General features: G+C 41.3%; 26 protein-coding genes. 4 read left to right on the top strand and 22 right to left on the bottom strand.

Translation table 11 applies throughout. From position 1 onward, the window contains the following. The coding region (locus RM553_RS14035) for a glycoside hydrolase family protein (RefSeq protein WP_311535571.1) at positions 1-926 on the top strand (926 nt) is incomplete at its 5' end. Here RM553_RS14035 and RM553_RS14030 read toward each other — a convergent pair. The 19 genes from RM553_RS14030 to RM553_RS13940 all read right to left on the bottom strand — a co-directional run bounded on the left by RM553_RS14030 (position 900) and on the right by RM553_RS13940 (position 18,079). After that, entirely contained in the window at positions 900-1,313 is a 414-nt protein-coding gene (locus RM553_RS14030; protein ID WP_311535570.1) for a DUF6691 family protein, read from the bottom strand. The two genes, RM553_RS14035 and RM553_RS14030, sit on opposite strands and share 27 nt — an antisense overlap. 3 nt (positions 1,314-1,316) lie before the next feature. Continuing rightward, entirely contained in the window at positions 1,317-1,874 is a 558-nt protein-coding gene (locus RM553_RS14025) for a YeeE/YedE family protein (protein ID WP_311535569.1), read from the bottom strand. Positions 1,875-1,968: 94 nt separating this feature from the next. Further along, the gene (locus RM553_RS14020) at positions 1,969-2,871 is read right to left on the bottom strand and encodes an NAD(P)-dependent oxidoreductase (protein ID WP_311535568.1); all 903 of its coding nucleotides are present in this window, start codon (positions 2,869-2,871) and stop codon (positions 1,969-1,971) included. 31 nt (positions 2,872-2,902) lie between these two features. Next, positions 2,903-3,265 carry an SPW repeat domain-containing protein gene (locus tag RM553_RS14015; protein ID WP_311535567.1) on the bottom strand — a complete coding sequence of 121 codons (363 nt, stop codon included), beginning with the start codon at positions 3,263-3,265 and terminating at the stop codon, positions 2,903-2,905. A gap of 1 nt (position 3,266) precedes the next feature. Beyond that, positions 3,267-3,830, bottom strand: a complete 564-nt coding sequence (locus tag RM553_RS14010; protein ID WP_311535566.1) for a vitamin K epoxide reductase family protein — start codon at positions 3,828-3,830, stop codon at positions 3,267-3,269. Position 3,831: 1 nt separating this feature from the next. Next, entirely contained in the window at positions 3,832-4,905 is a 1,074-nt protein-coding gene (locus RM553_RS14005; RefSeq protein ID WP_311535565.1) for an NAD-dependent epimerase/dehydratase family protein, read from the bottom strand. 211 nt (positions 4,906-5,116) lie between these two features. After that, positions 5,117-6,658, bottom strand: coding sequence for an acyl-CoA carboxylase subunit beta (locus RM553_RS14000; RefSeq protein WP_311535564.1), 1,542 nt, complete (start codon positions 6,656-6,658; stop codon positions 5,117-5,119). 32 nt (positions 6,659-6,690) lie between these two features. Then, positions 6,691-8,130: an acetyl-CoA carboxylase biotin carboxylase subunit gene (gene accC, locus RM553_RS13995; protein WP_311535563.1), complete on the bottom strand. Its 1,440-nt coding sequence runs from the start codon at positions 8,128-8,130 to the stop codon at positions 6,691-6,693. A gap of 202 nt (positions 8,131-8,332) precedes the next feature. Further along, positions 8,333-8,818, bottom strand: a complete 486-nt coding sequence (locus tag RM553_RS13990; protein ID WP_311535562.1) for an acyl-CoA carboxylase biotin carboxyl carrier protein subunit — start codon at positions 8,816-8,818, stop codon at positions 8,333-8,335. A gap of 156 nt (positions 8,819-8,974) precedes the next feature. Continuing rightward, the gene (locus tag RM553_RS13985; RefSeq protein ID WP_311535561.1) at positions 8,975-10,312 is read right to left on the bottom strand and encodes an MBL fold metallo-hydrolase; all 1,338 of its coding nucleotides are present in this window, start codon (positions 10,310-10,312) and stop codon (positions 8,975-8,977) included. Then, a complete protein-coding gene (locus RM553_RS13980) occupies positions 10,293-11,213 on the bottom strand; it encodes a sterol desaturase family protein (RefSeq protein WP_311535560.1) in 921 nt (306 codons plus the stop codon). The genes RM553_RS13985 and RM553_RS13980 overlap by 20 nt, the downstream gene beginning before the upstream one ends. A gap of 82 nt (positions 11,214-11,295) precedes the next feature. Continuing rightward, entirely contained in the window at positions 11,296-11,709 is a 414-nt protein-coding gene (locus RM553_RS13975; protein ID WP_311535559.1) for a hypothetical protein, read from the bottom strand. Between the two features lie 8 nt (positions 11,710-11,717). Continuing rightward, complete coding sequence (locus RM553_RS13970) at positions 11,718-12,152, bottom strand: hypothetical protein (RefSeq protein ID WP_311535558.1); 435 nt, start codon at positions 12,150-12,152, stop codon at positions 11,718-11,720. Positions 12,153-12,425: 273 nt separating this feature from the next. Next, positions 12,426-13,481 (bottom strand): MBL fold metallo-hydrolase, encoded by a 1,056-nt coding sequence (locus tag RM553_RS13965; protein ID WP_311535557.1) that lies wholly within the window; start codon positions 13,479-13,481, stop codon positions 12,426-12,428. Positions 13,482-13,500: 19 nt separating this feature from the next. Then, the gene (locus RM553_RS13960) at positions 13,501-14,541 is read right to left on the bottom strand and encodes a cytochrome d ubiquinol oxidase subunit II (RefSeq protein ID WP_311535556.1); all 1,041 of its coding nucleotides are present in this window, start codon (positions 14,539-14,541) and stop codon (positions 13,501-13,503) included. A gap of 2 nt (positions 14,542-14,543) precedes the next feature. After that, a complete protein-coding gene (locus RM553_RS13955) occupies positions 14,544-15,845 on the bottom strand; it encodes a cytochrome ubiquinol oxidase subunit I (RefSeq protein ID WP_311535555.1) in 1,302 nt (433 codons plus the stop codon). Between the two features lie 361 nt (positions 15,846-16,206). Then, complete coding sequence (locus RM553_RS13950) at positions 16,207-16,569, bottom strand: rhodanese-like domain-containing protein (protein WP_311535554.1); 363 nt, start codon at positions 16,567-16,569, stop codon at positions 16,207-16,209. A gap of 1 nt (position 16,570) precedes the next feature. Then, on the bottom strand, positions 16,571-17,371 hold the full coding sequence (locus RM553_RS13945) for a sulfite exporter TauE/SafE family protein (protein WP_311535573.1): 801 nt from the start codon (positions 17,369-17,371) through the stop codon (positions 16,571-16,573). A gap of 75 nt (positions 17,372-17,446) precedes the next feature. Further along, complete coding sequence (locus RM553_RS13940) at positions 17,447-18,079, bottom strand: Crp/Fnr family transcriptional regulator (protein ID WP_311535553.1); 633 nt, start codon at positions 18,077-18,079, stop codon at positions 17,447-17,449. A gap of 178 nt (positions 18,080-18,257) precedes the next feature. Between RM553_RS13940 and RM553_RS13935 the strand changes: the two genes are divergently transcribed. Together RM553_RS13935 and RM553_RS13930 are read left to right on the top strand one after the other, a co-directional pair. Then, positions 18,258-19,568, top strand: a complete 1,311-nt coding sequence (locus RM553_RS13935; RefSeq protein ID WP_311535552.1) for a PQQ-dependent sugar dehydrogenase — start codon at positions 18,258-18,260, stop codon at positions 19,566-19,568. Positions 19,569-19,585: 17 nt separating this feature from the next. Beyond that, positions 19,586-20,068 carry a c-type cytochrome gene (locus RM553_RS13930; RefSeq protein ID WP_311535551.1) on the top strand — a complete coding sequence of 161 codons (483 nt, stop codon included), beginning with the start codon at positions 19,586-19,588 and terminating at the stop codon, positions 20,066-20,068. 112 nt (positions 20,069-20,180) lie between these two features. On the opposite strand, the gene RM553_RS13925 is transcribed toward RM553_RS13930, so the two are convergent. Together RM553_RS13925 and RM553_RS13920 are read right to left on the bottom strand one after the other, a co-directional pair. Further along, the gene (locus RM553_RS13925; protein WP_311535550.1) at positions 20,181-21,569 is read right to left on the bottom strand and encodes a M16 family metallopeptidase; all 1,389 of its coding nucleotides are present in this window, start codon (positions 21,567-21,569) and stop codon (positions 20,181-20,183) included. Beyond that, positions 21,569-22,957, bottom strand: coding sequence for a M16 family metallopeptidase (locus RM553_RS13920; protein ID WP_311535549.1), 1,389 nt, complete (start codon positions 22,955-22,957; stop codon positions 21,569-21,571). The genes RM553_RS13925 and RM553_RS13920 overlap by 1 nt, the downstream gene beginning before the upstream one ends. 242 nt (positions 22,958-23,199) lie before the next feature. On the opposite strand from RM553_RS13920, the gene RM553_RS13915 reads away from it, so the two are divergent. After that, positions 23,200-24,135 carry an NmrA family NAD(P)-binding protein gene (locus RM553_RS13915; protein ID WP_311535548.1) on the top strand — a complete coding sequence of 312 codons (936 nt, stop codon included), beginning with the start codon at positions 23,200-23,202 and terminating at the stop codon, positions 24,133-24,135. On the opposite strand, the gene RM553_RS13910 is transcribed toward RM553_RS13915, so the two are convergent. Then, complete coding sequence (locus RM553_RS13910; protein ID WP_311535547.1) at positions 24,136-24,537, bottom strand: Dabb family protein; 402 nt, start codon at positions 24,535-24,537, stop codon at positions 24,136-24,138. Positions 24,538-24,586: the final 49 nt, after the last annotated feature.

The following is a 24,586-nucleotide window of genomic DNA, read 5'->3' as shown; positions in this document are numbered from 1 at the left end:
TTAAAATACAAATCATATGGGACCTTTGCCATTTTGGATATCCCGATGGCCTCATTCCCACACACCCACAATTTCCTGCAAGATTTATGGCTCTTTGCCGTGCCTTTGCATTATTCCATAATAGTTACACCGGTGAGCCATTATTGATTGTTCCCATTAACGAAATAAGTTTTTTATCCTGGCATTCAGGTGAAGTAAGAGGTACCGTTCCTTTTGCGGTCAATTGCGGATTTGACATAAAATACCATCTCTGCAAAGCTGCCATTGAAGGTATTATGATCTTAAAACAAACAGCGCCAGATGTTCAAATCCTGCTGGTAGAACCATTGGTTAAAATCCATCCTGTTGGAGAAGAACCTGTTACAGAAGAAATCCTGGAACTAAATTCGCATCAATTTCAGGCTATGGACATAATTATGGGCCGTCTTTGCCCGGAATTAGGAGGTTCACCTTTTTTAGGTGACATGCTCGGTTTTAACTATTACTATAACAACCAATGGGAACATAAGGGCCGGATCCTGCCCTGGCCTTCCGAAGATACAGTATTAACCCCCATGTACATTTTGCTCCGGGATGCCTATAAAAGATATAATAAACCAGTAATTTTAACTGAAACAGGACATTTTGGTGATGACCGTTCCCTCTGGATGGAAGAAATTACTACAGAGTGTGACAAGGCAATTTCTTTAGGAGTAGACCTTCGCGGACTCTGTATTTATCCTGTTATAGACCGCCCCGATTGGGATAACCTCCAGTCCTACAGTAATTGTGGAATCTGGGACCTTGATGGAGACAAAAACAGGATAGCCCACGAAACCACCAGAACAACTGTAAAAAGATGTATGGATTTTATGGAAAGGCGTTTAAAACAGAAAACTGGCAATCCTGTCCAGGACAATTTAATGGGGCAACCTATCCCTGAGTAATCCGTAAAGAAAAGTACCCAGTAAGGCGCCTGCAAATACAACAAGAATTGAAACATACCCAGCACCAATTAGAGTGTAAATAGGACCGGGACATGCCCCTGCCAAAGCCCAGCCAAGCCCAAAGATAATACCGCCATACATGTAGCGGCTAAAACTTTTCTTCTTCGGAATAATATAAATAGGTTCACCCGAAAAAGACTTCAGCTTTTTTCTCTTTATCAACTGAACGCCGATAATTCCAATTATTAATGCCGAACCTATAATCCCATACATATGGAAAGAATCAAACCTGAACATTTCATATATCCTGAACCAGGAAGCCGCTTCAGATTTATACATTACAATTCCGAAGAAAACGCCTATAAACAAATAACTTAATGCTCTCATATCTTAAAAGATTAGTGGGAAAATTAGATAAATCATCACCATGCCTCCAATAAAAAAGCCAGCTACAGCAATAAGTGATGGTAATTGCAGGTTGCTCAAACCCGAAATTGCATGCCCCGAGGTACAGCCGCCAGCATACCTTGCGCCGAAGCCTATTAATATCCCGCCCACCAGCAAAACGGCCAGGGACTTGATATTCATTAGGGCATCCAGGGAAAAAAGTTCATCAGGCAAATAAGCTGCGCCTGCACTTTGGAATCCCAGGTTTTGAAGGTTTTGCACCGTCTCCGGATTAATATTTACCGCGGGATCCCGGGTTAAAAAATTGGCTGCTATAAAACCACCAACGGCAGCTCCTATAACCACCAGCAGGTTCCATCGTTGAGCTTTCCAGTCGAATTTAAAAAAATCGGCTTTGGCATCTGCCCCGCACATGGTACACATGGTTCGCAAATTGGAAGACATTCCAAATTGCCTGCCCATAAGGAGCAGTAAGAACATTACCGCCGCTATTAACGGGCCGGCAACATACCATGGCCAGGGTTCATATATCCATTCCATAATTTCTCTTTTTGAAGTGCAAATGAAGTAATTTTAAACAGGACTTAGCGTAACCAAAGTTACAATACCCCTTAATAGCTATTCCTAAAAAAATTCAGGAACCAAGAAAATTCTGAATATTCTCCACTACTTTTTGAGATAAACGTGTTTCCGTCTCGGCAGACCAGCCGGCACTTTTTTCTGCGGAAATGATATTGGAATTTTTCAAAATCCTGCCATCTAAAGCACTTTTTCCGTCACCATCAAAAATCGCGACATTTGAAGGATTACCTATCCATTGCTGAAAAGATTTTTCATCAAACGGCAATCCAAGGGAAGTATTAATCAGAATTTTGCCCGAACCGAATTTCTGAAATTCACTCTGCTTCAGTATTTTGATATTCTTCGGAAGATGAATACTGATTATTTCTGAAGTTTCCAGCAATTCATCTAATGGAAGGTATTTCACGTTTTTGGTCTCCCACTCTTTTTTCCGGCTCCTGCTGAAGTAATACAAGTCTGCTCCAAATGGCAGCAGGCATTTTGCGAGCAATTGCCCCGTAACTCCAAGACCAATAATGCCAATTTTCCTGTTGGTGAGTTCCGCAGGCATCTCCTTCCATTGATTTTCTCCAAAGCCATGGAGTAATCTTACCAGTGCTGAAACTATGAATTCGATCACACCAGGATCACCATAGTCTCTTATTCCCCTGACCTCAATTCCCTGTTCCCGGGCAAATTTTACCGCCACATTAGCAGATTCATCATCATACAGACTGCAGCACATGCCAATATATTTCAGGTTTGGGCAATTCTCAATAATTTCTTTATCTATTGGCGTGCGCCAGGAAACCAACACCGCTTCGGCATCACCTATACGCTCTATGATTTCAGCTTTGGAAGAAGGATAATCTTTATGAATTTCAACTTCAGCTTTACTGTGATTCTGCAATTCCCTTACAGCCCATTCCTGAAGTTTGGTATGATCTACAGAAACAATTTTATTAAATTTAGGCATGCTTTTTTTCCGAAGATAACATTCCTGAAATTTATTGCTGCATGTGCGCGGGATTATCTTTCCACAACGAAGACCAGCCACCGCCAAAACTACCTTCAACTTTTCCTTTAACCGATGCGAAAATAATTACCAGGATACCAGTTCCCATGTCACTAATAATTGCCCAGGTTTCGGTATAACCAAGAATCCATGGGGCCAGAAGTAACCAGGCGGCAACCGGATAATTCCACTTTCTCACGTTGCGCGTGGCCTCCCAAAAAGAAACCACCGCAAAAGTTACAATTACCGGCCCCGCAATATGGCCATTATCGGCGTAAGCCGCAGTTTCTCCCAAAAAAGATGGAGCGACCATCAACCAGATTCCTAAAATTGTATTTATTACTTGTGCCCACATATTAATTTACTTTTTCAATTTCAGACTGTACGCCCCAAAAGGCTTTCCATGTATTGGCATCAGACCTTTTTACCCGTTGCATATATTGCAAACTTGCCAGCATCTCATCCATTGCAGGGCCAATCATCGCAATTGAAATTACCGCGGAACATAGACAAAGCGTACACCAGGCTGAAAACAGCACAGGCTGAAATACCACCAGCATTACACTCACAAAACCCAACGGGCCTACGGCAAGCCCAAAAACAATCACGATCCAGGGCATTTTTTTCCACCTGTGGGTTCCTCCTATAACACCGGTTGCAGCATCCACAAGATAGCCTATAGCACCCAGGGCAGCATCGGGAATGGGAAGGACATCAGAAATTTTGGAATTCAGGATCGTTCTACTGCCATCACCAAAAAAAGGCTCCCAAACATGGTCTATAATGTCTAGCTGATAAAGTGCAAGGTAACCCGCAACAAAAACTCCTACTACAGCAAGAATAACTATAGGAATCCTTTGCCCCCACGATGCCGGGTTATAATCCCAGCCAGGTGGAATCTCATGTGATTTATCTGCCATACTATTCAAGATTATTTTCTTTGTACCACTTTTCAGGATCCTTTTTCAAATTGCTGACTATTGCCGGTAAAGTATCCAGAAGCCGGTGTTTTGGCTCCCAGCCTAAAACTTCTTTTGCGCGGCTAATATCAAGTTCGTAATGATCGTCTGTCCTGTCTATCATCCAGGGTTTAATGAAGGGATCTCCCACCAGGTCCCTGGTCCAGGCTCCTGCCTTTGCCACTGCCTTTGGCATTTCGTATGTTTCCCATTCCTCGCCATGAAGCAATTTCCCGATTTTATCCTGTAACTGCTTGTATGTGGGAGATGTGGGTTCCCCAATATTGATAGCCATTTCATTTGGGATATCGTTCCTGCGATCTACAGTTCGTTCCAGGGCATCCAATATGTCCTCAAGATGCACAAAAACATCCCCACTGTTCATATCCCCCGAATAAAAATGGCTTATGAAATCTTTTTCATAGATCCTTTTTATCTGTTGAGAAACGGGAATGGAATGGCCCATTTCGTCATAAGCTCCACCAACCCGGAGAAAGACAGTGCGTATGTCCCCATTCTCATTTCTAATGAGTTCTTCCGTCTGGATTTTTGATTCCGGATAACCCCAGTTTGCTTCTACAGGACAATCTTCATTTATTTTCTGGCCATGCTTTGTGGGCTTATAAATTAAATCTGAACTCGAATAGATAAATTGGCCCACATCAAAATCCTGCAACTGACGGAGAAATTTTCGCGTTCCTTCCACATTAATTTTATCGTAGGCAGGGCTGTCTTCAGTGTTAAAACTATAAAACGCGGCAAGATGTATTACAGAAGCAATTTTGCTTCCGTAGCCATACCTGATGCGCTCCATGGCAGAATCTATGGCATGTTCATCTGTAATATCAAAATTTACACATTCTGCTTTAAGGGGAGGATAAGGAGGCCCCACCCTGTCCAGGCCTATAACCCGGTATTTTTTTGCAAGTCTTTCTATTAAAGGATAACCTATTAATCCACTGCTACCGGTAATAAGAACAACTTCTTTATCTTCGATACGCGCCCCTTTTTCGGGGTGATCTATAATTTTATCCATAAAATTTTATTGGTTTTTTGGCTGATTTTCACTTTACCTGAAGTTAGCAAAATGTTTAGTAAGCTCCTTACTTACAGTCCCATTTAACAAAATTATAAGGTGCAGAAGCGCCAATATTGGGAAGAATAATTTCAGGACCTTTTCTTCGGAAGAAAAAAAGGAGCACAGTTTAACCTGCACTCCTTTTAAATCAATTTCCAGGGAAAAAAATTTATAACGGGATATTCCCGTGCTTTCGGTCTATTCTTAGAATATGTTTATTCTCGAGCATGGCAAAAGCCTTTATCAGCTTTTTCCTGGTATCTTTCGGCATAATTACCTCATCTATAAATCCTCGCTGGGCTGCCCGGAAAGGGTTGGCAAATTTCTCGGCATATTCGGCTTCTTTTTCCGATAATTTCAGCTCGGGATCTTCAGCCTCTTTTATTTCTTTTCTGAAGATAATTTCACTGGCGCCCTTGGCTCCCATCACTGCAATTTCCGCAGTGGGCCAGGCGTAGTTGAGATCGGCGCCAATATGTTTGGAGTTCATCACATCATAAGCTCCCCCGTAGGCTTTCCTGGTGATCACGGTTACCCGCGGCACTGTGGCTTCACTTAAGGCATAAAGCAGCTTGGCGCCATGAAGGATAATCCCATTCCATTCCTGGTCTGTTCCCGGAAGAAATCCCGGCACATCTACCAATACCAGCAACGGAATATTAAAGCAATCACAAAAACGCACAAAGCGGGCAGCTTTTTTAGAACTGTCCACGTCCAGTACGCCTGCCAGGCTCATGGGCTGGTTGGCCACAATCCCTACACTTCTGCCGCCAATTCTTGAAAAGCCAACAATAATATTATCGGCATAATTCTTATGAATTTCAAAGAAAGAATCTTCATCAATAATGCCTTTTATCACCTCGTGCATGTCATAAGGTTTGTTGGAACTCTCCGGCACCAGAGTGTCCAGGTTCTCCCGAATTTCATCTCCAAGCTCGTAAGGCAATTTTTCCGGAGTGTCTTTATTGTTCTGCGGAAGATAACTCATAAGAGTTTTGATATCTTCCAGGCAGGTAATATCGTTATGGGAAGTAATATGCGTCACGCCAGATTTTGTGGAATGGGTGCTTGCCCCACCGAGTTCTTCTGAAGTCACCTCCTCATTGGTTACCGTTTTCACCACGTTTGGGCCGGTTACAAACATATAGCTGGTATCCTGTACCATCAAAGTGAAATCTGTCATCGCGGGAGAATAAACCGCGCCACCGGCACAAGGCCCCATTATAGCAGAAATCTGCGGAATTACTCCGGAAGCCTGCACATTACGGTAAAAAATATCGGCATAGCCACCCAGGGATTTTACGCCTTCCTGTATCCTCGCCCCACCGGAATCATTCAACCCTATAATAGGAGCGCCAACCTTCATGGCATGATCCATTACTTTGCAGATTTTTTCCGCATGTGTTTCAGATAAAGCCCCGCCAAAAACGGTAAAATCCTGCGCAAAAACATATACCAGCCGTCCATTGATGGTCCCGTAACCGGTCACCACCCCATCGCCGTAATACTGCTGCCTGTCCATTCCAAAATCGGTGGTACGGTGAGTCACAAGAATGCCAATTTCTTCAAAAGAGCCTTCATCCAGCAGATAATCCACACGTTCCCGTGCAGTTAGTTTCTTTTTATCGTGTTGTTTGGCAATGCGTTTTTCGCCGCCGCCCAAATGTGCCTGCGCAATTTTATCTTTTAATTTATCAATATTATCACTCATACAAATGTTGAATTCTGAAATTCAGGATTAAATTATTTAGGAACGCGAACGGTCTTCTGGTCCTTCAGATATTGTTTTAAAGCGATTAGTCCCGCCAGTTTTGCTTCTTCGGCTATCTTATCCTCCAGTTTTTCTGCGGAATAATATTTCTTCACAAAATGGGTGTCAAAATTCCCACTTCTGAAGGCTTCATGTTCAAAAACGAACTTTCCAAAAGGCAATGTTGTCATCACGCCTTTTATTTCATAATCATCAATAGCTTTAATCATTAGCTGGATGGCCTCTTCCCTGCTCTTTCCATAGGTTATAAGCTTGGCCAGCATGGGGTCGTAATAAATTGGCACTTCCATGCCTTCCTCAAAACCATCATCGAGACGAATTCCTTTCCCTGCCGGCCCGCGATATCTTTCCAGCGTTCCCACGCTTGGCATAAAATCTTCCATAGGATCTTCAGCATAGACTCTCAATTCCACGGCATGCCCTTCTATTTTTAGATCTTCCTGGGAAAATTGCAGTTCTTCTCCACTCGCCACCTTTATTTGTTGTTCTACCAGGTCTATTCCTGTTATTAATTCTGTTACCGGATGTTCCACCTGCAGGCGGGTATTCATTTCCAGGAAATAGAAATTCTTATTTTCATCCATCAGGAATTCCACAGTGCCGGCGCCAACATAATCACAGGCTTTGGCAACTTTAACGGCTGCCTCGCCCATTTCTTTCCGAAGATTTTCATCTAAAATTACTGAAGGCGCTTCTTCCACCACCTTCTGGTGCCGCCGCTGGATGCTACATTCTCTTTCAAAAAGATGAAGAAAATTCCCATGGGTGTCCGATAAAACCTGGATTTCAATATGCCTTGGAGAACCAACATATTTTTCAATAAAGACAGAACCATCGCCAAAAGCTGATTCTGCCTCGCTTATAGCACGCTGCATCTGGTCTGCCAGGTCTTTTTCTTTTTCAACAATACGCATGCCTTTACCACCACCACCGGCAGAAGCCTTTATTAAGATAGGGAAGCCGATATCATTTGCTATTCTTTTGGCTTTTTCAACATCGGTAATGGCTTCATCTATCCCGGGAACCATGGGAATATCATATTTCTTAACCGCGTCTTTAGCGGCAAGTTTGCTTCCCATGATTTTGATGGCTTTGGAACCGGGGCCAATCCAGGTAATTCCATTTTTTTCAACTTTTTCAGCAAAAGCGGCATTTTCACTTAAAAATCCGTAGCCGGGATGAATCCCGTCAACATTTAATTTCTTAGCAACTTCAACAATTTTATCGCCTCGTAAATAAGATTTGTTAGAAGGCGCCTCTCCAATGCAAACCGCCTCATCGGCAAACTTTACATGCGGCGAATTCCTATCGGCTTTAGAAAAAACAGCCACGGTTTTAATCCCCATTTTCTGAATGGTTTTCATAACGCGCAGAGCGATTTCTCCCCGATTGGCCACTAATATTTTCTTCATCTGTAAATATCTGTTTTAGGTTGTGGGTTGTGGGTTTGATGATGAAATTTGAATGATGAAATTTGAATTGAAAATTATTTCTAAACAATGCACATTCAGCGAATCCAAAAAATCATCCCTTCTTTATCTCATTTATTTTAAACACTGAAAATTTCCACTTTCCACTTTTTCACTTCTAAATTCTAATTACTAACTTCCCTTTTCACTCCAGCTCTATCAGTAACTGATTTTTTTCCACACCCTGACCTTTTTGCACATGCACAGCTTTAATTACGCCGTCTCCCGGTGCGGTAAGAGTATTTTCCATTTTCATCGCTTCCAAAACCAACAGGTAATCCCCTTCCTTTACTTCGTCTCCCTCTTTTACATTTACATCAAGGATAAGGCCTGGCATAGGCGCCTTTATGTCGTTCACAAGTTGTGCTGAACTTAAGGACAAGCCCATGGCTTCAATAAGCAAATCCAGCTCATTGGCAATATCCACCTCATAAACATTGGAGTTTATTTTTACCGTGTACTTTTTTTGATTGAAGTCAGAATTAAGAATTTCAGCTTTGAAGGAACGGTTATCCTGTAATACATGAAATCTGGACTCAGAAACCTGTTGCTTATCTATAGCTTCAATTTCTTCTGAAGTAAATTCAAATTCATAGGAATCATTAACCTTTACTTTATATTTTTTTTCCATAATTCTTACTTAAATCGGCATTTTTGAAGCTTGTTTCGTAAATATAGAAAAAGTTTGAGGCTTTGATTAAAGCTTTTGCAAAGCTTTTTGATTTGGGCATAAAAAAGCCGCGATGTAAAAAACCATCGCGGCTTGAAATTTTAATTATATCAGCATCTAACTGAACTTTTTAATATCATCACTAAGATCGTAAATCCTGGTATTTTCAAAAATGCTTTTAAGGATGCTGCTCCCGGCCGCAGAACGATAGCCGCCGGCACAATGAACCACCACAGGCTTTTCTGCAGGAATCTCATCCTGCCTGTCCCTTAGTTCATTTAATGGAATGGTAAGCGCCTCCTCAAAAATCTTTCCTTCCTCTACTTCGCTCTTGTTCCTGATGTCCACGATGGTGTAGGACTGCTTATTTTCTTTAAAATCCTTCAGGTCAAAATCATCAGATTTTCCTTCGACTTCAGCAGAAAGCGTTACGATGCCTTTAAGCTGCTTTTCATATCCTATTTTCGCCACCCGCTCCAGGATTTCATCAAACTTCGCCACGCTTTCCAAAACCAGGTAAAATTCTTCTTCAGGCTTTACAATCGCGCCCAGCCAGGTTTCAAATTTGTCATTTTCTGAACGTGCCATAATATTGATACTGTTGGGTAGATGAGCATTTTTAAAAACTTCTTCATCACGCGTATCAACTACTAAAATTTCCTTTTCAACCTCAGTAGTCATTAGCTGAAAATTGGCAACCGCCATTGCCTTCTGCACATTTTCTGCCCCGGTTTTATTGATATCAACGTTAAATCCAAAATAAGAAGGAATAAACGGCTGGTCTTTCAGGATTTCTTCTACAAATTCTTCTTCAGTTTGTTCCTTAAACGCCCAGTTCCCCTGCCGCTCATTTCCCAAAGTACTGGAAGAATCACTGCTCATATTTTTTCCGCATAGAGAACCTGCGCCATGAGCGGGGTAAACCAGAGCTTCATCAGGAAAGTCTTTAAATTTCTCCTTAATGGTATGGTACATCTTTTTGGCCAGGTCAACTCTTTTCGCCTTCATATTTCCTGCATTTTCACGCAGGTCGGGACGGCCAACATCCCCAATAAAGAGCGTGTCCCCGGTAAAAAGAGCGGTCTTATTATCATCTTCAGCAACAATTGTAATACTATCTAGCGAATGGCCGGGAGTGTTCACCGCCTTAAAGATGATATCGCCCATTTTAAAAGTTTCACCTTCATCAAAGGTCCTGTGCTTATAATCGGCTCCTACCATTTTGCTGACAAAAATTGGAGCACCGGCCTGCTGACTGATCTGCAGGTGACTGCTCACAAAGTCGGCGTGAGGATGAGTTTCAAAAACTGCCACAATCTGAGCTTCCTGTTCTTCGGCATAGCGATAATACTGCAGCGGATTGCGGGATGGATCTACGAGTGCCATCTTGCCATTACTTACAATAGCATAGGAATAATGCGCTAATGGATCGTCCTTAAATTGTTTTATAATCATTGGAATAGTCTTTTGATTTTTCTGATTGTTTTTTACTTCTGAAAGGCTGTATGAGCTGTCCTTTAAAATCCTCCGGAAAATCCTGATCGCCTTCAAAACCTAGTTTTAAATCTTTTCCGTTCTGCGGAATATAGGCCGTGCCAAATAGATAATCCCAGATGCTGAGGGAAATTCCATAGTTCATTCCGTTGGGGCGATGTTCCGGAAGTTCTTTGGAATGATGCCAGATATGCATCTTAGGATTATTGAAAATATAGCCGAAAATGCCATAATCCCAGCCGAGATTCGCGTGATTTAAATGCCCGATAAAAACAGACAGCATATGCACCACAAAAAATTGCTGAATACCGAATCCAATCATGGCCAGCGGGATATATTGCAGGGTTTTATAAATAATAGTTTCCATAAAATGAAACCTGAACTGCGCTGCAAAGCCCATCTCCTTCACGCTATGATGCACTTTATGAAATTCCCAAAGCCAGGGCTGCCGGTGCAGTTGCCGGTGAATATTCCACTGGATAAAATCGGCAATGACAAACATAATGGCTAACTGAGCCCAAACCGGGAAATTCTGCACGTGAAAAGCAACAATATTTTCAATACCGGAGAAATGCAGCAAATCATTAAACAGTTCTACCCCCACATTGGAAAGCGCGTTATAGCCAATAAGTGAAAAAAGGAAAAAATTGAAGAAAATATAGAAGCTGTCCAGCCAGAATCCACGCCTGATCACTTTCTGCTCCTTGCGCCACGGAATGAGAACTTCAAGCAGCCAAACCAGAATAGAAAGTCCCGTAAGCCAGTAAAAATAGTTGGTCCAGGAAGGATCACTAATTTCCTGCACCAGGTAACTAAAATATCCGGTAAAGGAATCGGCGATTATTTTCAGGTATTTCTCCAAATTTTCTAAATTTCTGAAGCAAAAATATACATTTTGAAGCGTCGGGGCAGTAACTTTTGTTACAATCGGCCGGATAGCTGGTTTAGCTAATTATTTTAAGTTGCAGGTAATCATTCCGCCCAAAGGTGAAGAAATAAAACAGATAGCCCAGGAAGAGAAACATAAGGAAACCTAGAAAGAGGGAATTAACATCGTAAACGGCGTCAAGATAAAAAAGCAACAGCGCATTTACCAAAGCAACCGGCAGCAGCCATTTGGAAAGAACAAAACCGGTAAGCTCCACCATTTTCACCTCATCCTCAGCAAACTCCAGTTCCAGCAGGCGACTCCCGCACCAGTCAATTTTTGCCTGCAACGTATGCACGCCCGAAGGAAGCTCAAATTCCAATATTTCACGGTCATTGATTTTGTCTAAAAAATTTCCGTCTAACCATATTTCAAAAGAGCGCATTTTGTTAGCCCATTCAGAATTCCTTTTAATTACAAGTTTGGCCATCCTGTAAATTAAACTGCCAGGGAATTATTTGTTGTTATTAGGTAATTATCGCGGTTTTTAAAAAATCTCGCGCCGAAGCCAATAAAAGCACCTGCGAATAAGCCCCAGAAAAAACCGGAAATAATTCCAGACTCCCAGGAAGTGAAAATTCCCGCTAAAATATCAGACAACATGAGTATTGCTAATACAGGAAACAGCCATGTAGATCCTCTTTCACTATGAATTTCAAATTTTATCTTCTCTTCGCTCTTCACATCAAATTCATATTCCCGGCTTTTTAGCCAGTCAATTTTAGCAGTCAGGATATGGTGCCCTTGCGGAATCTCAAAATCTATTGTTTCATTACTTTTCAGTTTACCTAATTTTTCGCCGTTAAGGTACAAGGAGAAAGAGCGAAGACCATTGGACCATTGGGATTTTCTTCTGAGGATTAGTGTAGCCATATTTCAAAACATTTACGCAAATTACCAATATATTCAATTTAAACTTTCTACCCCAAACTTAGTATCTTTAAAAGACGAATATAATTAAAGAAAACAGTATAAGAATCAGCGCATTGTGCTCAGGCCACAAGGTTTTAAAGCTATTTCTATTTGGCTCTGTATGAACCGACAGCCTCAAAAATCCCGTGATATATTCATACCAGCTTAAATCTGTGTACTGCTTTGTGCTGTAGATTTCGTCCCGATGTTTTTAAGGTCTTTCCTGTAGTTATGTTATTTATTCCCGAAATTCCACCAGTCTTCCTGCCGGAAATTTTCTCCCAAAGTATAAGGTTCGCCAATTTTTGGAGAAATATAAGGCAAACCGGCTTTTTCAGCAGCCACAGTAAACCGCTTTATGGGTTCGTTCCATGGGTGAACTGAAAGCGTGAATTTCCCCCAGTGCACCGGCCATACCATTTCTGCTTTTAGTTCCTGAGCCGCTGTGATTACTTGCTCCGGAAAAATGTGGATTTGCGGCCATTTCTCGTTGTATTGCCCGCACTCCAAAAACGCAAGGTCAAAAGGGCCAAATTTCTCCCCTATTTCTTTAAACTGATTACTGTACCCGGAATCGCCTCCAAGAAAGAACCTGTATTCCTTAAATTCCAAAATGAAAGAAGACCATAAGGTCTTAAAACGACTTAACCCGCGGCCTGAAAAGTGGCGTGCAGGAGCTGCTGTAAGTTTTAGATTTGGATTGACCCAGTGATTTTCCCACCAGTTGAGTTCGGTGATTTTTTCCGGTTCTATTCCCCAATATTCCAGGTGCGCGCCTACTCCAAGAGAAGTCACAACCTTTTTAACTTTAGACTTTAGCTTCAGAATACTGGGATAATCTAAATGATCGTAGTGATCGTGGGTTTGGATAAGCAGATCTATTTCAGGGAAATCTTCAATTTCATATTTATCGGCACCCGGAAAAGATTTTCCGAAGAAACTAACCGGAGAAGCATTTCCGCTAAATACAGGGTCTACAAGAATTCTAAATCCATTCAGATCAATAAAATAAGAGGAATGGCCAAACCATACCATCACAGGTTTATCTGAAGAAATAGTGTTTAGATCGGTTTTTATATTAGGCAGTTCTGCGGAAGGGCGAACCGATTTTGGGCGGGTCAGCATTTCTTTTATAACAGCTAAAGTAGATACATCTTTAGGGCTGACTTCTGTTTGCTGCACATTCTGAAATTTACCTTCGGTATAATTTGAAGAAGCCGTAATTCTTTCTAGGCGTTTTCCTTCCGGCCTTTTGCCCATAGATTTTTTTAAATCCTTTATTCCTGCCAAATTTCTTTTTCTTTAAATTTTAATTGCTCACTTCTTCAGAATCCTTTTCAAATACCTTTATCATCTTAAAAGATTTCATCAAATGAAAAAGCCCTGGTAAGATAATAAATCCACCAATAATCAGTGAGATTCCCAGGGTAGTAATTACAGAACCCGGAGCAACGCCTTCCAGAAGGCTCACCTCCTCTTCAGTAGTAATAATGATATATGGATAATGGGCATAGAGTGCCGCGAAAAGGATAAACATTACCTGTAGCCCGGCGAGATAACGGCTGCCAATCCTGTTTTGCTTTTTAATAGATCTCCAAAGAGGAATAAGCAAAATTCCCGACAGCAAAACCGCTATTATAGAAACCGGGTTCGTAATGAAATCTTCAATAAAAGCAATATCGGCTATATAACCGTAGGCAATAAGGATAAAGCCCAGCACCACCAGAACAATGGTAAACGCACTGGATTTACGGCTGTACATTTTCCTGATCTTTCCTTCGCTTTCCCCTATAAGCAAAGTGGAAGCCAGGAAAGCACACAAAGCAGCATAAAAAAGCCCTACCAGAAGCGAAAATAAATTCACCCAGGGATGCATAAAAATATCAACAAAGGAATGGCCGGCATAATCATCGGTAAGTATAATTTCCCCGCCTATTAATGCTGAAAAGGACATTCCTAGAAAGATGGGCGTAATGAGGCTGGAAATACGGAACATCCCATTGTACAAGTACTGGGATTTATCTTTTATCGCGTCGTAATGCCTGAAGATAAAAGCAACGCCCCGCATGGTTATTCCCATAAGAACCAACGTAAGCGGAATGTGCAGGTAAATAATTATAATATTGAAATACACGGGGAAAGCAATCCAGAGGATAACAATAAGGATAATCAGCCAGATGTGATTTGCTTCCCAAACGGGCCCCATAACTTTATAAATCGTGTCCCGGTTGATCTTTTTATTTTCCCGGGAAGAGAAAAGTTCCACAATGCCCGCCCCAAAATCAGCGCCTCCTAAAAGCACGTAAAGGAAGAAGGAAAAAAGCGTAAAAAATAAAACTACGTATAACATGACTATTCCGTATCGGCATTTAGTACTTTAATTTGTCTTTTCATAAGCCAGGTAACAGTAAAGGCCAGCGTGATGTACACCAGCACATACATATAAAAGCTAAACTTCATTCCCGGCATTGGGGTAACCGCTTCTTCGGTTCTCATAATGCCATAAATAATCCATGGCTGCCGGCCAACTTCAGTCACCACCCATCCGGCTTCAAGGGCAATAAAACCCAGCGGGGCCAGCAGCATAAAAAACCACCAGTATTTGCGGTTCTCCATCCAGGACTTTTTCTTAAGGCTTATGAAATAGAAAATTCCGGACAACATAAGCAGGGTTCCTATGCCTACCATTATTTGAAAAGCATAATGCACAATTGAAACCGGCGGCAAAACATCTTCCGGAAAATCATTTAAGCCTTTTACCTCTGCATCAAAATCGCCAAAAGCGAGAAAAGAAAGCGCATTGGGAATTTCAATTTTATGCTTTACTTCTTTGTTTTCCTCGTCCACAATTCCGCCAATGAATAAAGGAACACCTTTTTCCGTTTCATAATGAGCTTCCATGGCAGCGAGTTTTACCGGCTGCCTCTCAGCCACATCTTTAGCAGAAAGATCACCGCTTAAAGGCTGAAGAATAGCAGCGGTTCCACCGAAGAAAACCGCTATTTTAAAAGCCTGTTTATGTAGTTTTGTATTGTTGCCACGCAAAATCTGGTAAGCGTGAATTCCCGCTACCGCAAAACTCGTGGCCACGAAAGCCGCAAGCGTCATATGCAGCGCCTGAGTAAACCAGGCGGGGTTAAGCAGGGCCTGTACAGGATCTACATTTATAAATTCCCCGTTTATATAATCAAAACCTGAAGGAGCATTCATCCAGCCATTGGCAGAAACCACGAGGATTCCTGAAGCCACCCCGGAAACACCTATTATTATTCCCGTAAACCAGTGAAACTTTTCAGGAAGTTTATCCCAGCCATAAAGGTAAAAGCCAAGGGCTATGGCTTCTACAAAAAATGCCGCTCCTTCCAAAGAAAACGGCATCCCTATAATTGGCCCGGCGTGTTTCATAAATTCCGGCCAGAGCATCCCCAGCTCAAAGGAAAGGGCTGTGCCGGAAACCGCCCCGGTAACAAAAAATATGGCGACTCCTTTAAGCCAGGCTTTGGTCAATTTTAAATAAAGCGGATTCCGGGTTTTTAACCATTTTCGATGGGCAACAACCATAAAAAATGGCATAACCATCCCTATACAGGCAAATATGATATGAAATCCTAAGGTAAAGGCCATTTGCAGGCGGGCATAATCTAAATTCTCCATGCGGTAAATTAAAACATGTGTAATAATTATCTGAATTTCAAAACATTAAAACACATCAACCAATCTTCAAAATTCCTTTTAAATTTAGGGAAAAATTCAGGGCTAGCATGAAGATTCCTGTCGAATTCATGGGGTTTTTTCCCAAGTATTTTTCTTCAGCTTAAAGCATCGCAGCAGTGTATAAATTCCCTGAACAGTCGAATGGAATCTTAAAGCTGAAAAAATAACTACTTCAGCGGAAATTCAAAGGATTCTTCAGAATTTGCAATGAAAAAAATTGGAAAGAAGCTGATATTTAATCGTTTCCGCAGAAAATAAAAAATCCCGGCCACTAAAGTACCGGGATAAAATTTGGTTCTCTTTAATTCTGAAAAGCTAAAAATCCGCCTTTCAGATCATAAACTTTAGAAAAGCCCGCCTTAATAAAACTTTTAGCGGCACGGGCACTGCGGGCACCACTTCTGCAATAAATAAAAGCAGGCCGGGTTTTATCCAACCTCCTGATTTTTTCCTTAAACTTTGGATCGTACCAGTTGATGTTACGGGCATTTTCTATATGATCCTCAATATATTCTTTTGGAGTGCGAACATCTATGAGGATTCCGTTAAGTTCTTTAAGGTGCTTAATGTAATCAGTCTTTTTAAGAACCTTTACTTTTTCATCGGCTGCACCGGGCTTGCCGAACAGAGATTTAAAAATATGCATTCCAGATTCTCCTTTCAATTTAGGGGTTAATTTCTTTCCAGATGATGTAGATTCCCATTAATAATACAAACCATCCAAAGGCTTTTTTAAGTTTTCCACCATCTATAAATCTGTTCAGGTAAACACCAAGAAATATGCCTAATATGGAAAGGCCGGTAAAAATTAGAAGAAAAATCCAGTCGATTTCCTGGTTTTGCACATCTCCAATAAAACCTATCAGGGATTTGATAGCAATAATAAGCAATGAAGTGGCCACAGCCTTTTTCATAGGCAGCTTTGCCAGAAGCACCAGTGCCGGTATAATAAGAAATCCGCCTCCCGCGCCAACAATCCCGGTAAGAGTTCCTACTACGACACCTTCAATAATTATTAGGGGATAATTAAACTGTACCTTTCCGGAGGCTTTTGCTTCCTGCTTTTTCTCCAGAATCATCGAAACTGAAGCCAACACCATTATCACTGCGAAAAACAACATAATGGCAATATTCTTTGTAAGCTCGAAATCACCAATACTAAAAAGGTGCTGTGGGATGGCAGGCACAAGAAATTTACGGGTAAGATAAACCGCTATAAAAGCGGGAACCGCGAAAACAATGGCCGTTTTAAAATCTACCAGCTTCTTCTTTATATTATTGACTGCGCCCACCAGGGAAGAGGTTCCTACTACAAATAAGGAGTAAGCGGTGGCGGTAACGGGATTGATAGCAAGGAGGTAAACCAGCACAGGTACGGTAAGTATGGAACCGCCCCCTCCGATTAATCCTAATACCACTCCAATTATTAATGCCCCAAAATAGCCGAGGATTTCTGTTATTTCTATTTCCATTAAGCTGAATTGATTTGTAGGCAAAAATACCGGCAATTTAAATCCCTCACAGTAACAAGGGTTACACTGTTATAGCCGAAGCAGGCGAATATTATTACGGTTAAGTTTTATCTCATTTTGGAGTTCCAGCTTTTTTAGCAACCTGGAAATTACCACCCTGGAAGTATGCAGGTCGTACGCAATTTGCTGATGTGTAACCTGCAGGGTTTCATTTTGGTTAATTTTGGCTTTATCTTTTAGATACCGCAGCAGGCGCTCGTCCATATTTAGAAAAGCAACGGCATCTATGGCATCCAGCATTTCACTAAGGCGTGTGTGGTAACTTTCAAAAACAAAGTTGCGCCAGCTTTTATATTTTGCCGTCCACTCCTCCATTTTTTTTATGGGAATCATGATAAGCTGCGTGTCCATTTCAGCTACTGCCCTTATTTCGCTTTTAGTCTGGCCCATACAACAGGAAAGGGTCATGGCACAGGTATCGCCACGTTCCAGGAAGTACAAAAGCAATTCATTCCCGTCCTGATCTTCACGCATTATTTTTACAGCTCCCTCCAGCAGCAAAGGCATAGAGGTTACAAAATCACCAATTTCTATGATCTTTTCATTCTCCTTTACAGATTTTAGAACGCCTACTTTGGCGATCTCTTCTAAAAGTTCTTTTTCAAAAATAAAATGATAGGCTTCCCGAAGTTGCTCCCGCATAAGATATAATTTACCGGAATAAAAATAGGAAGAATTTCAGGAATGGACCTACTTTACAGGCAATCGTATGCGTATTCAAAATCTTAAGAAAACTGTTTCCTTTATAATTCTTTCCCCAATCTTGCTTATCTTCGAAATAAAAGTCGGAAAGACTATTACCAACATTAAAAAATATTCTATGAAAATTATGAAAAACTCCTCCCTTAAAAACGGTGCATTGGCTGCAGGCCTGCTGCTTTTTTTGGCCGCATCCTGTAATGACAATCCCAAAAATGCGAATTCAGAAAGTGCCGGCATAGACAGCACTGCGGCTGAAAATAATACACAATTAACGCTTCCGGAAGGTTTTAGTGCCACAGTTTTTGCCGAAGACCTTGGAGAACCAAGACATTTGGCAGTAGGTGAATCGGGAAAAGTTTTTGTTAAGCTGAATTCTGTAGATGACGGCAATGGCATTCTTATTTTATCTGACGAGGATAATGACGGGCAGGCAGATGAAAAACAGGGCTTTGCAGATTATGGCGGAACCGGAATTGCCATAAATGGCAATAAACTTTATGCTTCCTCAAATTCTGCTGTTTTTAGTTATGATCTTGATGAAGAGGGAATGCCTGCCAATATGGAACAGCCCGATACCATTATAAGCGGACTTATTGACCGGAGACAGCACAACTCCAAATCTATCGCACTGGACAACAGCGGAAATATTTATGTAAATATTGGCGCTTATTCCAATGCCTGCCAGGAACAGGACCGTACGAAAGGTTCTCCCGGGCAGCGCCCCTGCCCAATTCTTGATTCTGCAGGAGGTATCTGGAGATTTAGAGCCGATAAGCTCAGGCAAACCTATGATGGGAATTCAAGATTTGCAACCGGTTTGAGAAATGTGGTAGGCCTGGACTGGAACACCAAAAACAATCAGCTTTTTGTATTGCAGCACGGGCGTGACCAGTTACACGGCATGTTTCCCGATATGTATTCTGAAGAAGAGTCGGCTGAACTTCCTGCGGAAACAATGTATGCTCTAAATGAAGGCGACGATGCCGGTTGGCCCTATATTTATTATGACCAGAATAAAAACAAAAAAATCCTGGCCCCGGAGTACGGAGGAGACGGGGAAAAGACCGGCGCACCTGAAGCCATTGATCCTGTAGTGGCATTTCCAGGCCACATGGCACCAAACGCGCTCCTTTTCTACACAGGAGATATGTTTCCTGCAAAATATCAAAATGGGGCTTTTATAGCTTTTCATGGTTCCTGGAATCGTGCACCGGAGCCTCAAAAAGGATTTTTTTTGGCCTTCGTGCCTTTCGAGAATGGTAGGCCGTCCGGAGAATGGGAAATTTTTGCCGATGGTTTTGCAGGAGCTGAAACGGTAGAATCCCCAGGTGATGCTGAACACCGGCCTACCGGATTAGCACAAGGTCCAGATGGCTCCTTGTATGTTTCTGATGATGCCGGCGGAACCGTATTTAAAATAACTTATTAATCTTCGTAATTTGAGCAATGAATAATTTTAGAAAGCTTTTATTAACCGCCGCAGTTTTTGCGGCAATTAGTGCCTGTAAAAATTCTTCGGAAAACAATGAAGAAGAGCAAATTCAACTGCACGAAGAAACACCAACAACACAGAAGAATGTTCAGAATGAAGAAAATGTAAAATTCGCTGAAGGCAAAGGAATTTATACCCAGTACTGCGTTACCTGCCATCAGGCCAACGGGAGCGGAGTGCCTAATCTAAATCCTCCACTTCAGGAAACCCAATATGTTTTAGGTGATAAAGAGCGATTAATAGGCATCGTTTTAAATGGAGCCAACGAAGGCCTGGAGGTAAAAGGCAAAACCTATTCCAACAGTATGCCTCCATTTAATTATTTAAAAGATGAAGAAATAGCTGCTGTACTCTCTTATGTAAGAAATAATTTTGGCAATGAAGCTGAACCGGTAACAGCAGAAGAAGTTAAAGCGGTAAGGGAAAACGAGGAGTAGTAAGCTTCAGTAAAATATATTTTCTACTGAAAAACTAAAGAGGCGTAAACTTAATTGTTTATGCCTCTTTTAAATTAGCGAAGTAAAATCTCTAAGATATACCAGATAATTTCTACTCTTTATTCTCCACAGGCTTGTCTATTGTTTCGGTTACCTGGTCTTTTATTTTTTCTTTGTCCCTAACCACAATAAGGGTCATATTCTCCGGCTGAATATATTTCTTCGCCATTTCCTGGACCTGTTCCGGTGTTACAGCATTAATATTCTTCACTTTATTTACCAGGAAGGATTCGGGAAGATTATGAACGTCCAGAAAATTTAGCTGACTTATAATACCTCCGGGAGTGGAATTCTGCAACACGTAAATACCAGATTCGTAATTCTGGATTCCCTTTAGTTCTTCCTTCCCCGGAGCCTCGTTCTGTAAACGAACAATTTCCTTCTTAATTTCATCAAGGGAAGCGCCGGTAAATTCTGTAGTCACATCTGCGCTTTCATACCATAACCCGGTTTTGTAGTTAGCATATAAAGCACTGCCCGGGGAATAGGTATAACCCTTATCTTCCCTAATGTTACTGGTTATCCTGGAGCCAAATGAACCTCCAAGTAAAGAATTCATCACGTCCATTGGGATATAATCTTCACTGGAAGGATCTGGCACAGGTAAACCGTAATAAATGGTGGACTGCGGCGCACCCGGGCGATCAATTATTTTAACCATTCCATCAGACTGAGGTTGCGCGAGAGGATAATTTGCTTCAGGCCCTTTTTTCCAGCTGCTTAACTGATTTTTCACCGTTTCTTTTACAGCTTCGCTGTCAAACTGGCCCACTACATAAACTGTTGTACGTTGTGCTCCAAAGTTATTTTCATAGAAGTTTTTAACATCCTCAAGAGTATAGGAATCTACCATTTCGGTGGTTGGATATAGCCTGCCATAAGGATGATTAGGATAAATTTCAGCAAAAAAATCTTTCCTTGCCTGCGCCCCCGGTCTGGATAATGAAACAGTTATATTACGGTTCATATCCTTTTTGAGACGATCTAATTCACTTTGCGGCAACTTCGGGTTTACAAGTATATCACTAAGCACATTAATTGCTTGCGGTGCAAACTCAGAAAGTACGCTGGTATTAAGGCTGGTGGTATGGGTGCCAACTCCTATATTGATATTGCCTCCCATGCCGGCAAGGCTATCCTTCACAGAATAATCTGCTGTGGTGCCTTCTTCCATAAGGTCTGCCAAGAGATCTGCCAGCCAAACTTCGTCTTCTGCCTCATTGATATTTCCTGTTTTAAGGGTGAAATTAATCGTTGCCTTAGGAATACTACCATAAGGAACCAACACTAATTTCAAACCATTATCGTAAGTTACCACCTCTTTTTCGGGTAATGTAAAACCTTTAGGCTCTCCTCCTTCCGGTGGCATTTGTTTATCCTGAGCATTGGCAGGAAAAACAATCGCCAAGGCTATAATAAATATATAAATTGAAGTCTTCATCAGTTTGTTTTTTCGTTGTTTGCCAAAAGTGGGTTTACAGTTAAGATAGTCCTGTTTGTTTTCCGCAGATAGTCTGAAATAGTTTCTTCCATTAATTGCGGGGTTACTTCCTTAAATTTTTCCTCTAAATTATTTATCCGGGAAGGATCATCATCAAAAAGGGCAAAACTGCTCAGCAAATCTGCACGGCCCAGTCCAAAAGTACCTCCCAGCTCATCATATAACTGCGAACGCATCTTTACCAGCGCGTTATTGAGCATTTCCGGGGTTATATTTTCTGAAATTTCCGCCATAACTTCGTCCACCGCCTTTACCACTTCTTCTTTTGAGGTTTCACTGTCGTAGGTTATATCGAACATTAGTTGCATGGGACCATTGTAATTGAACATATTTCCCAGATAGTTGATGCCACCGCTTACATTTGAAGTATATCCAAGTTCATCCACCAGTTTCTTCTGAAGCAAAGCATTGTCCCCCTGAATTAAAATCTGGTCCAGAAGACCCATTGCATAGTATTCAGGCGTATTGCGCTCCGGCATGTTATAGGCAATAGCGATGGCAGGTTTATTGGCAAGGGAATCGTTTTTGACGAACTCCTTTTGCTCTTGCTGCCTTGGTTCAGAAATATCGGGGCTAGCCGGAAGATCTGCTTTAGGAATTTCAGCAAAATACTCTTTGATCCATTTCCTGGCCTGCTCAGGTTCAAAATCTCCAACTACTGTCAAAACAGCATTATTGGGAGAATAATAAGTATTGAAAAAATTCTCTACATCCTCCAGGTTTGCCGCATCCAGATCTTTTAAATCCCCATAGAAATTATGGGCGTTGTACCAGTTGGTATTCGCGTACTGTGGCATGTCCAGCCATGGAAAACCACCGTATGGCTGATTAAGAACATTCACCTTTACTTCATTCTTTACCACTCCCTGCTGATTGGTGAGATTAGCCTGGGTGATGTCCAGGCCCTTCATACGGTCTGCCTCTGCCCATAACATGGTTTCCAGTTTATTGGCAGGAACAATTTCAAAATAATTGGTAAAATCAAATCTTGTGGAACCATTTAAAACTCCTCCGTTTTCCTGGACCAGTTTTATAAATTCCATTTTTCCAAGATTCTCAGATCCCTGGAACATCATATGTTCAAATAAATGAGCAAAACCAGTGCGGTCTTTTGGCTCAATCCTGAAACCTATATTATAATAAACGGCAACAATTACTGTAGGAGAAGTTTTATCCTGTGAGAGCACCACCTTAAGGCCGTTTTCAAGTTTATAATATTCTACCGGCACATGAAATTCTCCGTATTTCTCATTTTGCTGTTTATCTTCCTGGGAAAAACCTGAGAAGGTAAGTGCCAGAAACAAAAACAGCATGAATGTTTCTTTCATAAGTTATTGGTTTAATTATTAGTATGTATAAATATATTCTTTTTATTAATTATTTCTGAAGTAAAATTTGCCATCACTTTTAAAAATATAATTCATCCATCCTTAAAGAAATGTCCTATCTTCAAAAGCTTTAAAAGTTGATAAGGAAATAATCATTGTAGAATTAAAAATCCGGGTTGAAATAAAACGTGGGTTCTTAGGCTTCTGCCTTGTTAATAATTACACATGAAGAATTGACGCTTATGGAGAATAGTGGTTCAGAAAGAAAACAGAATAATCCCGAGAATTCTATTGCCATTGCCGGGGCAACGGGAGCTTTGGGACATAAAATCGCCCGGCATCTTGTAAATCGCGGGGCCAAAGCCCAAGCCCTGGTTAGAAAGCAGAGTTCAGCAGAAAAGATAAACCAGCTCGAAAAAGCAGGGGTACAAATTACCTTTGTAGATTATGAAAATCAGCAGGACCTGGTGCAGGCCTGCAGGAATGTTTCCTGTGTGGTTTCGGCTTTATCTGGGCTGGAAGATGTAATTATTGATACACAGGGGAAAATTCTTGATGCTGCTCTAATTGCCGGTGTACCAAGATTTATCCCTTCAGATTATTCCATAGATTTTACAAAAATTTCCGAAGGGACCAACCGCAACCTGGATCTGCGGAAAATATTCCATGACCGCATCAATAAAACCACAATCTCAGCTACTTCCATACTCAACGGCATGTTTACCGATTTATTAACAGGCCAGGCGCCACTAATCCTGAATCCTGTGAAACGGGTAATTTACTGGGGAGACAAGCATCAGCCGCTGGATTTTACCACTATGGAAGATACTGCCGCCTTTACAGCCTCTGCAGCCCTTGATCCTGATACTCCACGTTATTTAAGAATTTCAGGAGAAATTAGTAGCCCGGAAAAATTAAAAAATTCCGCTTCAGCTGCAAAAGGAGAAAATTTTAAGCTCTTTAGAATTGGCGGGATAAAAACCTTAGACAACATGATTAAATTCACCCAATTTGTTAGTTCGCAGAAAAATGAAGTTTTCCCTCCCTGGCAGGGAATGCAGTATCTGCGCAACATGCTTAGCGGCAATGCCAAACTGGAGCCATTGAACAATGAGCGTTATGGAAAGCAGAAATGGAGCAGCGTGAGGGAAGTTCTTGAAATAAAAAATACCTCCTGATTATTTCAGCCCAACAGAATCATAAACCTGTACTCTTTTCCATAAATCTTCAGACTCTTCAATAAAAGTAAGGTGAGCGGCTTCTTTTTGATATTTATTCTGAATTTCTTTTGAAGGGAAAGTAAGAATGAGCGAATAGGTATAAGAGTTATCCACTACATCCCTGGGTGTTTCTGCAGGTACGCCAATAAATTTGGTTCCCGCGTATTTACTGTTATTAAGAAATTTCTTCAGGGAACTTTCAAAGGCCTGTCTGTCTTCGGTACTATCAGGATTTTTAAGCCAGAAATAGACAACATGGCTGAAGTTTTTGTCAAATCTCACCTCTTCCTGCTGCGCGAAACTCAGCTGGGTACCCAGAAATATTCCAATTACAAGCAGGGCTTTCTTAATGCTTCTCATATTCAACAGAATTTTAAATAATGCTGAAAATACAAAAATTCCGTTTTAT

The sequence above is a fragment of the Autumnicola tepida genome (assembly GCF_031846485.1).
Taxonomy (GTDB): Bacteria; Bacteroidota; Bacteroidia; order Flavobacteriales; family Flavobacteriaceae; genus Autumnicola; species Autumnicola tepida.
This window is presented reverse-complemented; position numbering and strand designations above follow the sequence as displayed.

What these genes read in the sequence shown, in the direction of transcription:
- RM553_RS14030 (WP_311535570.1), bottom strand. Translation starts at nt 1,313, where the DNA reads ATGAGAGCATTAAGTTATTTGTTTATAGGCGTTTTCTTCGGAATTGTA.
- RM553_RS14025 (WP_311535569.1), bottom strand. Translation starts at nt 1,874, where the DNA reads ATGGAATGGATATATGAACCCTGGCCATGGTATGTTGCCGGCCCGTTA.
- RM553_RS14020 (WP_311535568.1), bottom strand. Translation starts at nt 2,871, where the DNA reads ATGCCTAAATTTAATAAAATTGTTTCTGTAGATCATACCAAACTTCAG.
- RM553_RS14015 (WP_311535567.1), bottom strand. Translation starts at nt 3,265, where the DNA reads ATGTGGGCACAAGTAATAAATACAATTTTAGGAATCTGGTTGATGGTC.
- RM553_RS14010 (WP_311535566.1), bottom strand. Translation starts at nt 3,830, where the DNA reads ATGGCAGATAAATCACATGAGATTCCACCTGGCTGGGATTATAACCCG.
- RM553_RS14005 (WP_311535565.1), bottom strand. Translation starts at nt 4,905, where the DNA reads ATGGATAAAATTATAGATCACCCCGAAAAAGGGGCGCGTATCGAAGAT.
- RM553_RS14000 (WP_311535564.1), bottom strand. Translation starts at nt 6,658, where the DNA reads ATGAGTGATAATATTGATAAATTAAAAGATAAAATTGCGCAGGCACAT.
- accC (WP_311535563.1), bottom strand. Translation starts at nt 8,130, where the DNA reads ATGAAGAAAATATTAGTGGCCAATCGGGGAGAAATCGCTCTGCGCGTT.
- RM553_RS13990 (WP_311535562.1), bottom strand. Translation starts at nt 8,818, where the DNA reads ATGGAAAAAAAATATAAAGTAAAGGTTAATGATTCCTATGAATTTGAA.
- RM553_RS13985 (WP_311535561.1), bottom strand. Translation starts at nt 10,312, where the DNA reads ATGATTATAAAACAATTTAAGGACGATCCATTAGCGCATTATTCCTAT.
- RM553_RS13975 (WP_311535559.1), bottom strand. Translation starts at nt 11,709, where the DNA reads ATGGCCAAACTTGTAATTAAAAGGAATTCTGAATGGGCTAACAAAATG.
- RM553_RS13970 (WP_311535558.1), bottom strand. Translation starts at nt 12,152, where the DNA reads ATGGCTACACTAATCCTCAGAAGAAAATCCCAATGGTCCAATGGTCTT.
- RM553_RS13960 (WP_311535556.1), bottom strand. Translation starts at nt 14,541, where the DNA reads ATGTTATACGTAGTTTTATTTTTTACGCTTTTTTCCTTCTTCCTTTAC.
- RM553_RS13955 (WP_311535555.1), bottom strand. Translation starts at nt 15,845, where the DNA reads ATGGAGAATTTAGATTATGCCCGCCTGCAAATGGCCTTTACCTTAGGA.
- RM553_RS13940 (WP_311535553.1), bottom strand. Translation starts at nt 18,079, where the DNA reads ATGCGGGAGCAACTTCGGGAAGCCTATCATTTTATTTTTGAAAAAGAA.
- RM553_RS13935 (WP_311535552.1), top strand. Translation starts at nt 18,258, where the DNA reads ATGAAAATTATGAAAAACTCCTCCCTTAAAAACGGTGCATTGGCTGCA.
- RM553_RS13930 (WP_311535551.1), top strand. Translation starts at nt 19,586, where the DNA reads ATGAATAATTTTAGAAAGCTTTTATTAACCGCCGCAGTTTTTGCGGCA.
- RM553_RS13925 (WP_311535550.1), bottom strand. Translation starts at nt 21,569, where the DNA reads ATGAAGACTTCAATTTATATATTTATTATAGCCTTGGCGATTGTTTTT.
- RM553_RS13920 (WP_311535549.1), bottom strand. Translation starts at nt 22,957, where the DNA reads ATGAAAGAAACATTCATGCTGTTTTTGTTTCTGGCACTTACCTTCTCA.
- RM553_RS13915 (WP_311535548.1), top strand. Translation starts at nt 23,200, where the DNA reads ATGGAGAATAGTGGTTCAGAAAGAAAACAGAATAATCCCGAGAATTCT.
- RM553_RS13910 (WP_311535547.1), bottom strand. Translation starts at nt 24,537, where the DNA reads ATGAGAAGCATTAAGAAAGCCCTGCTTGTAATTGGAATATTTCTGGGT.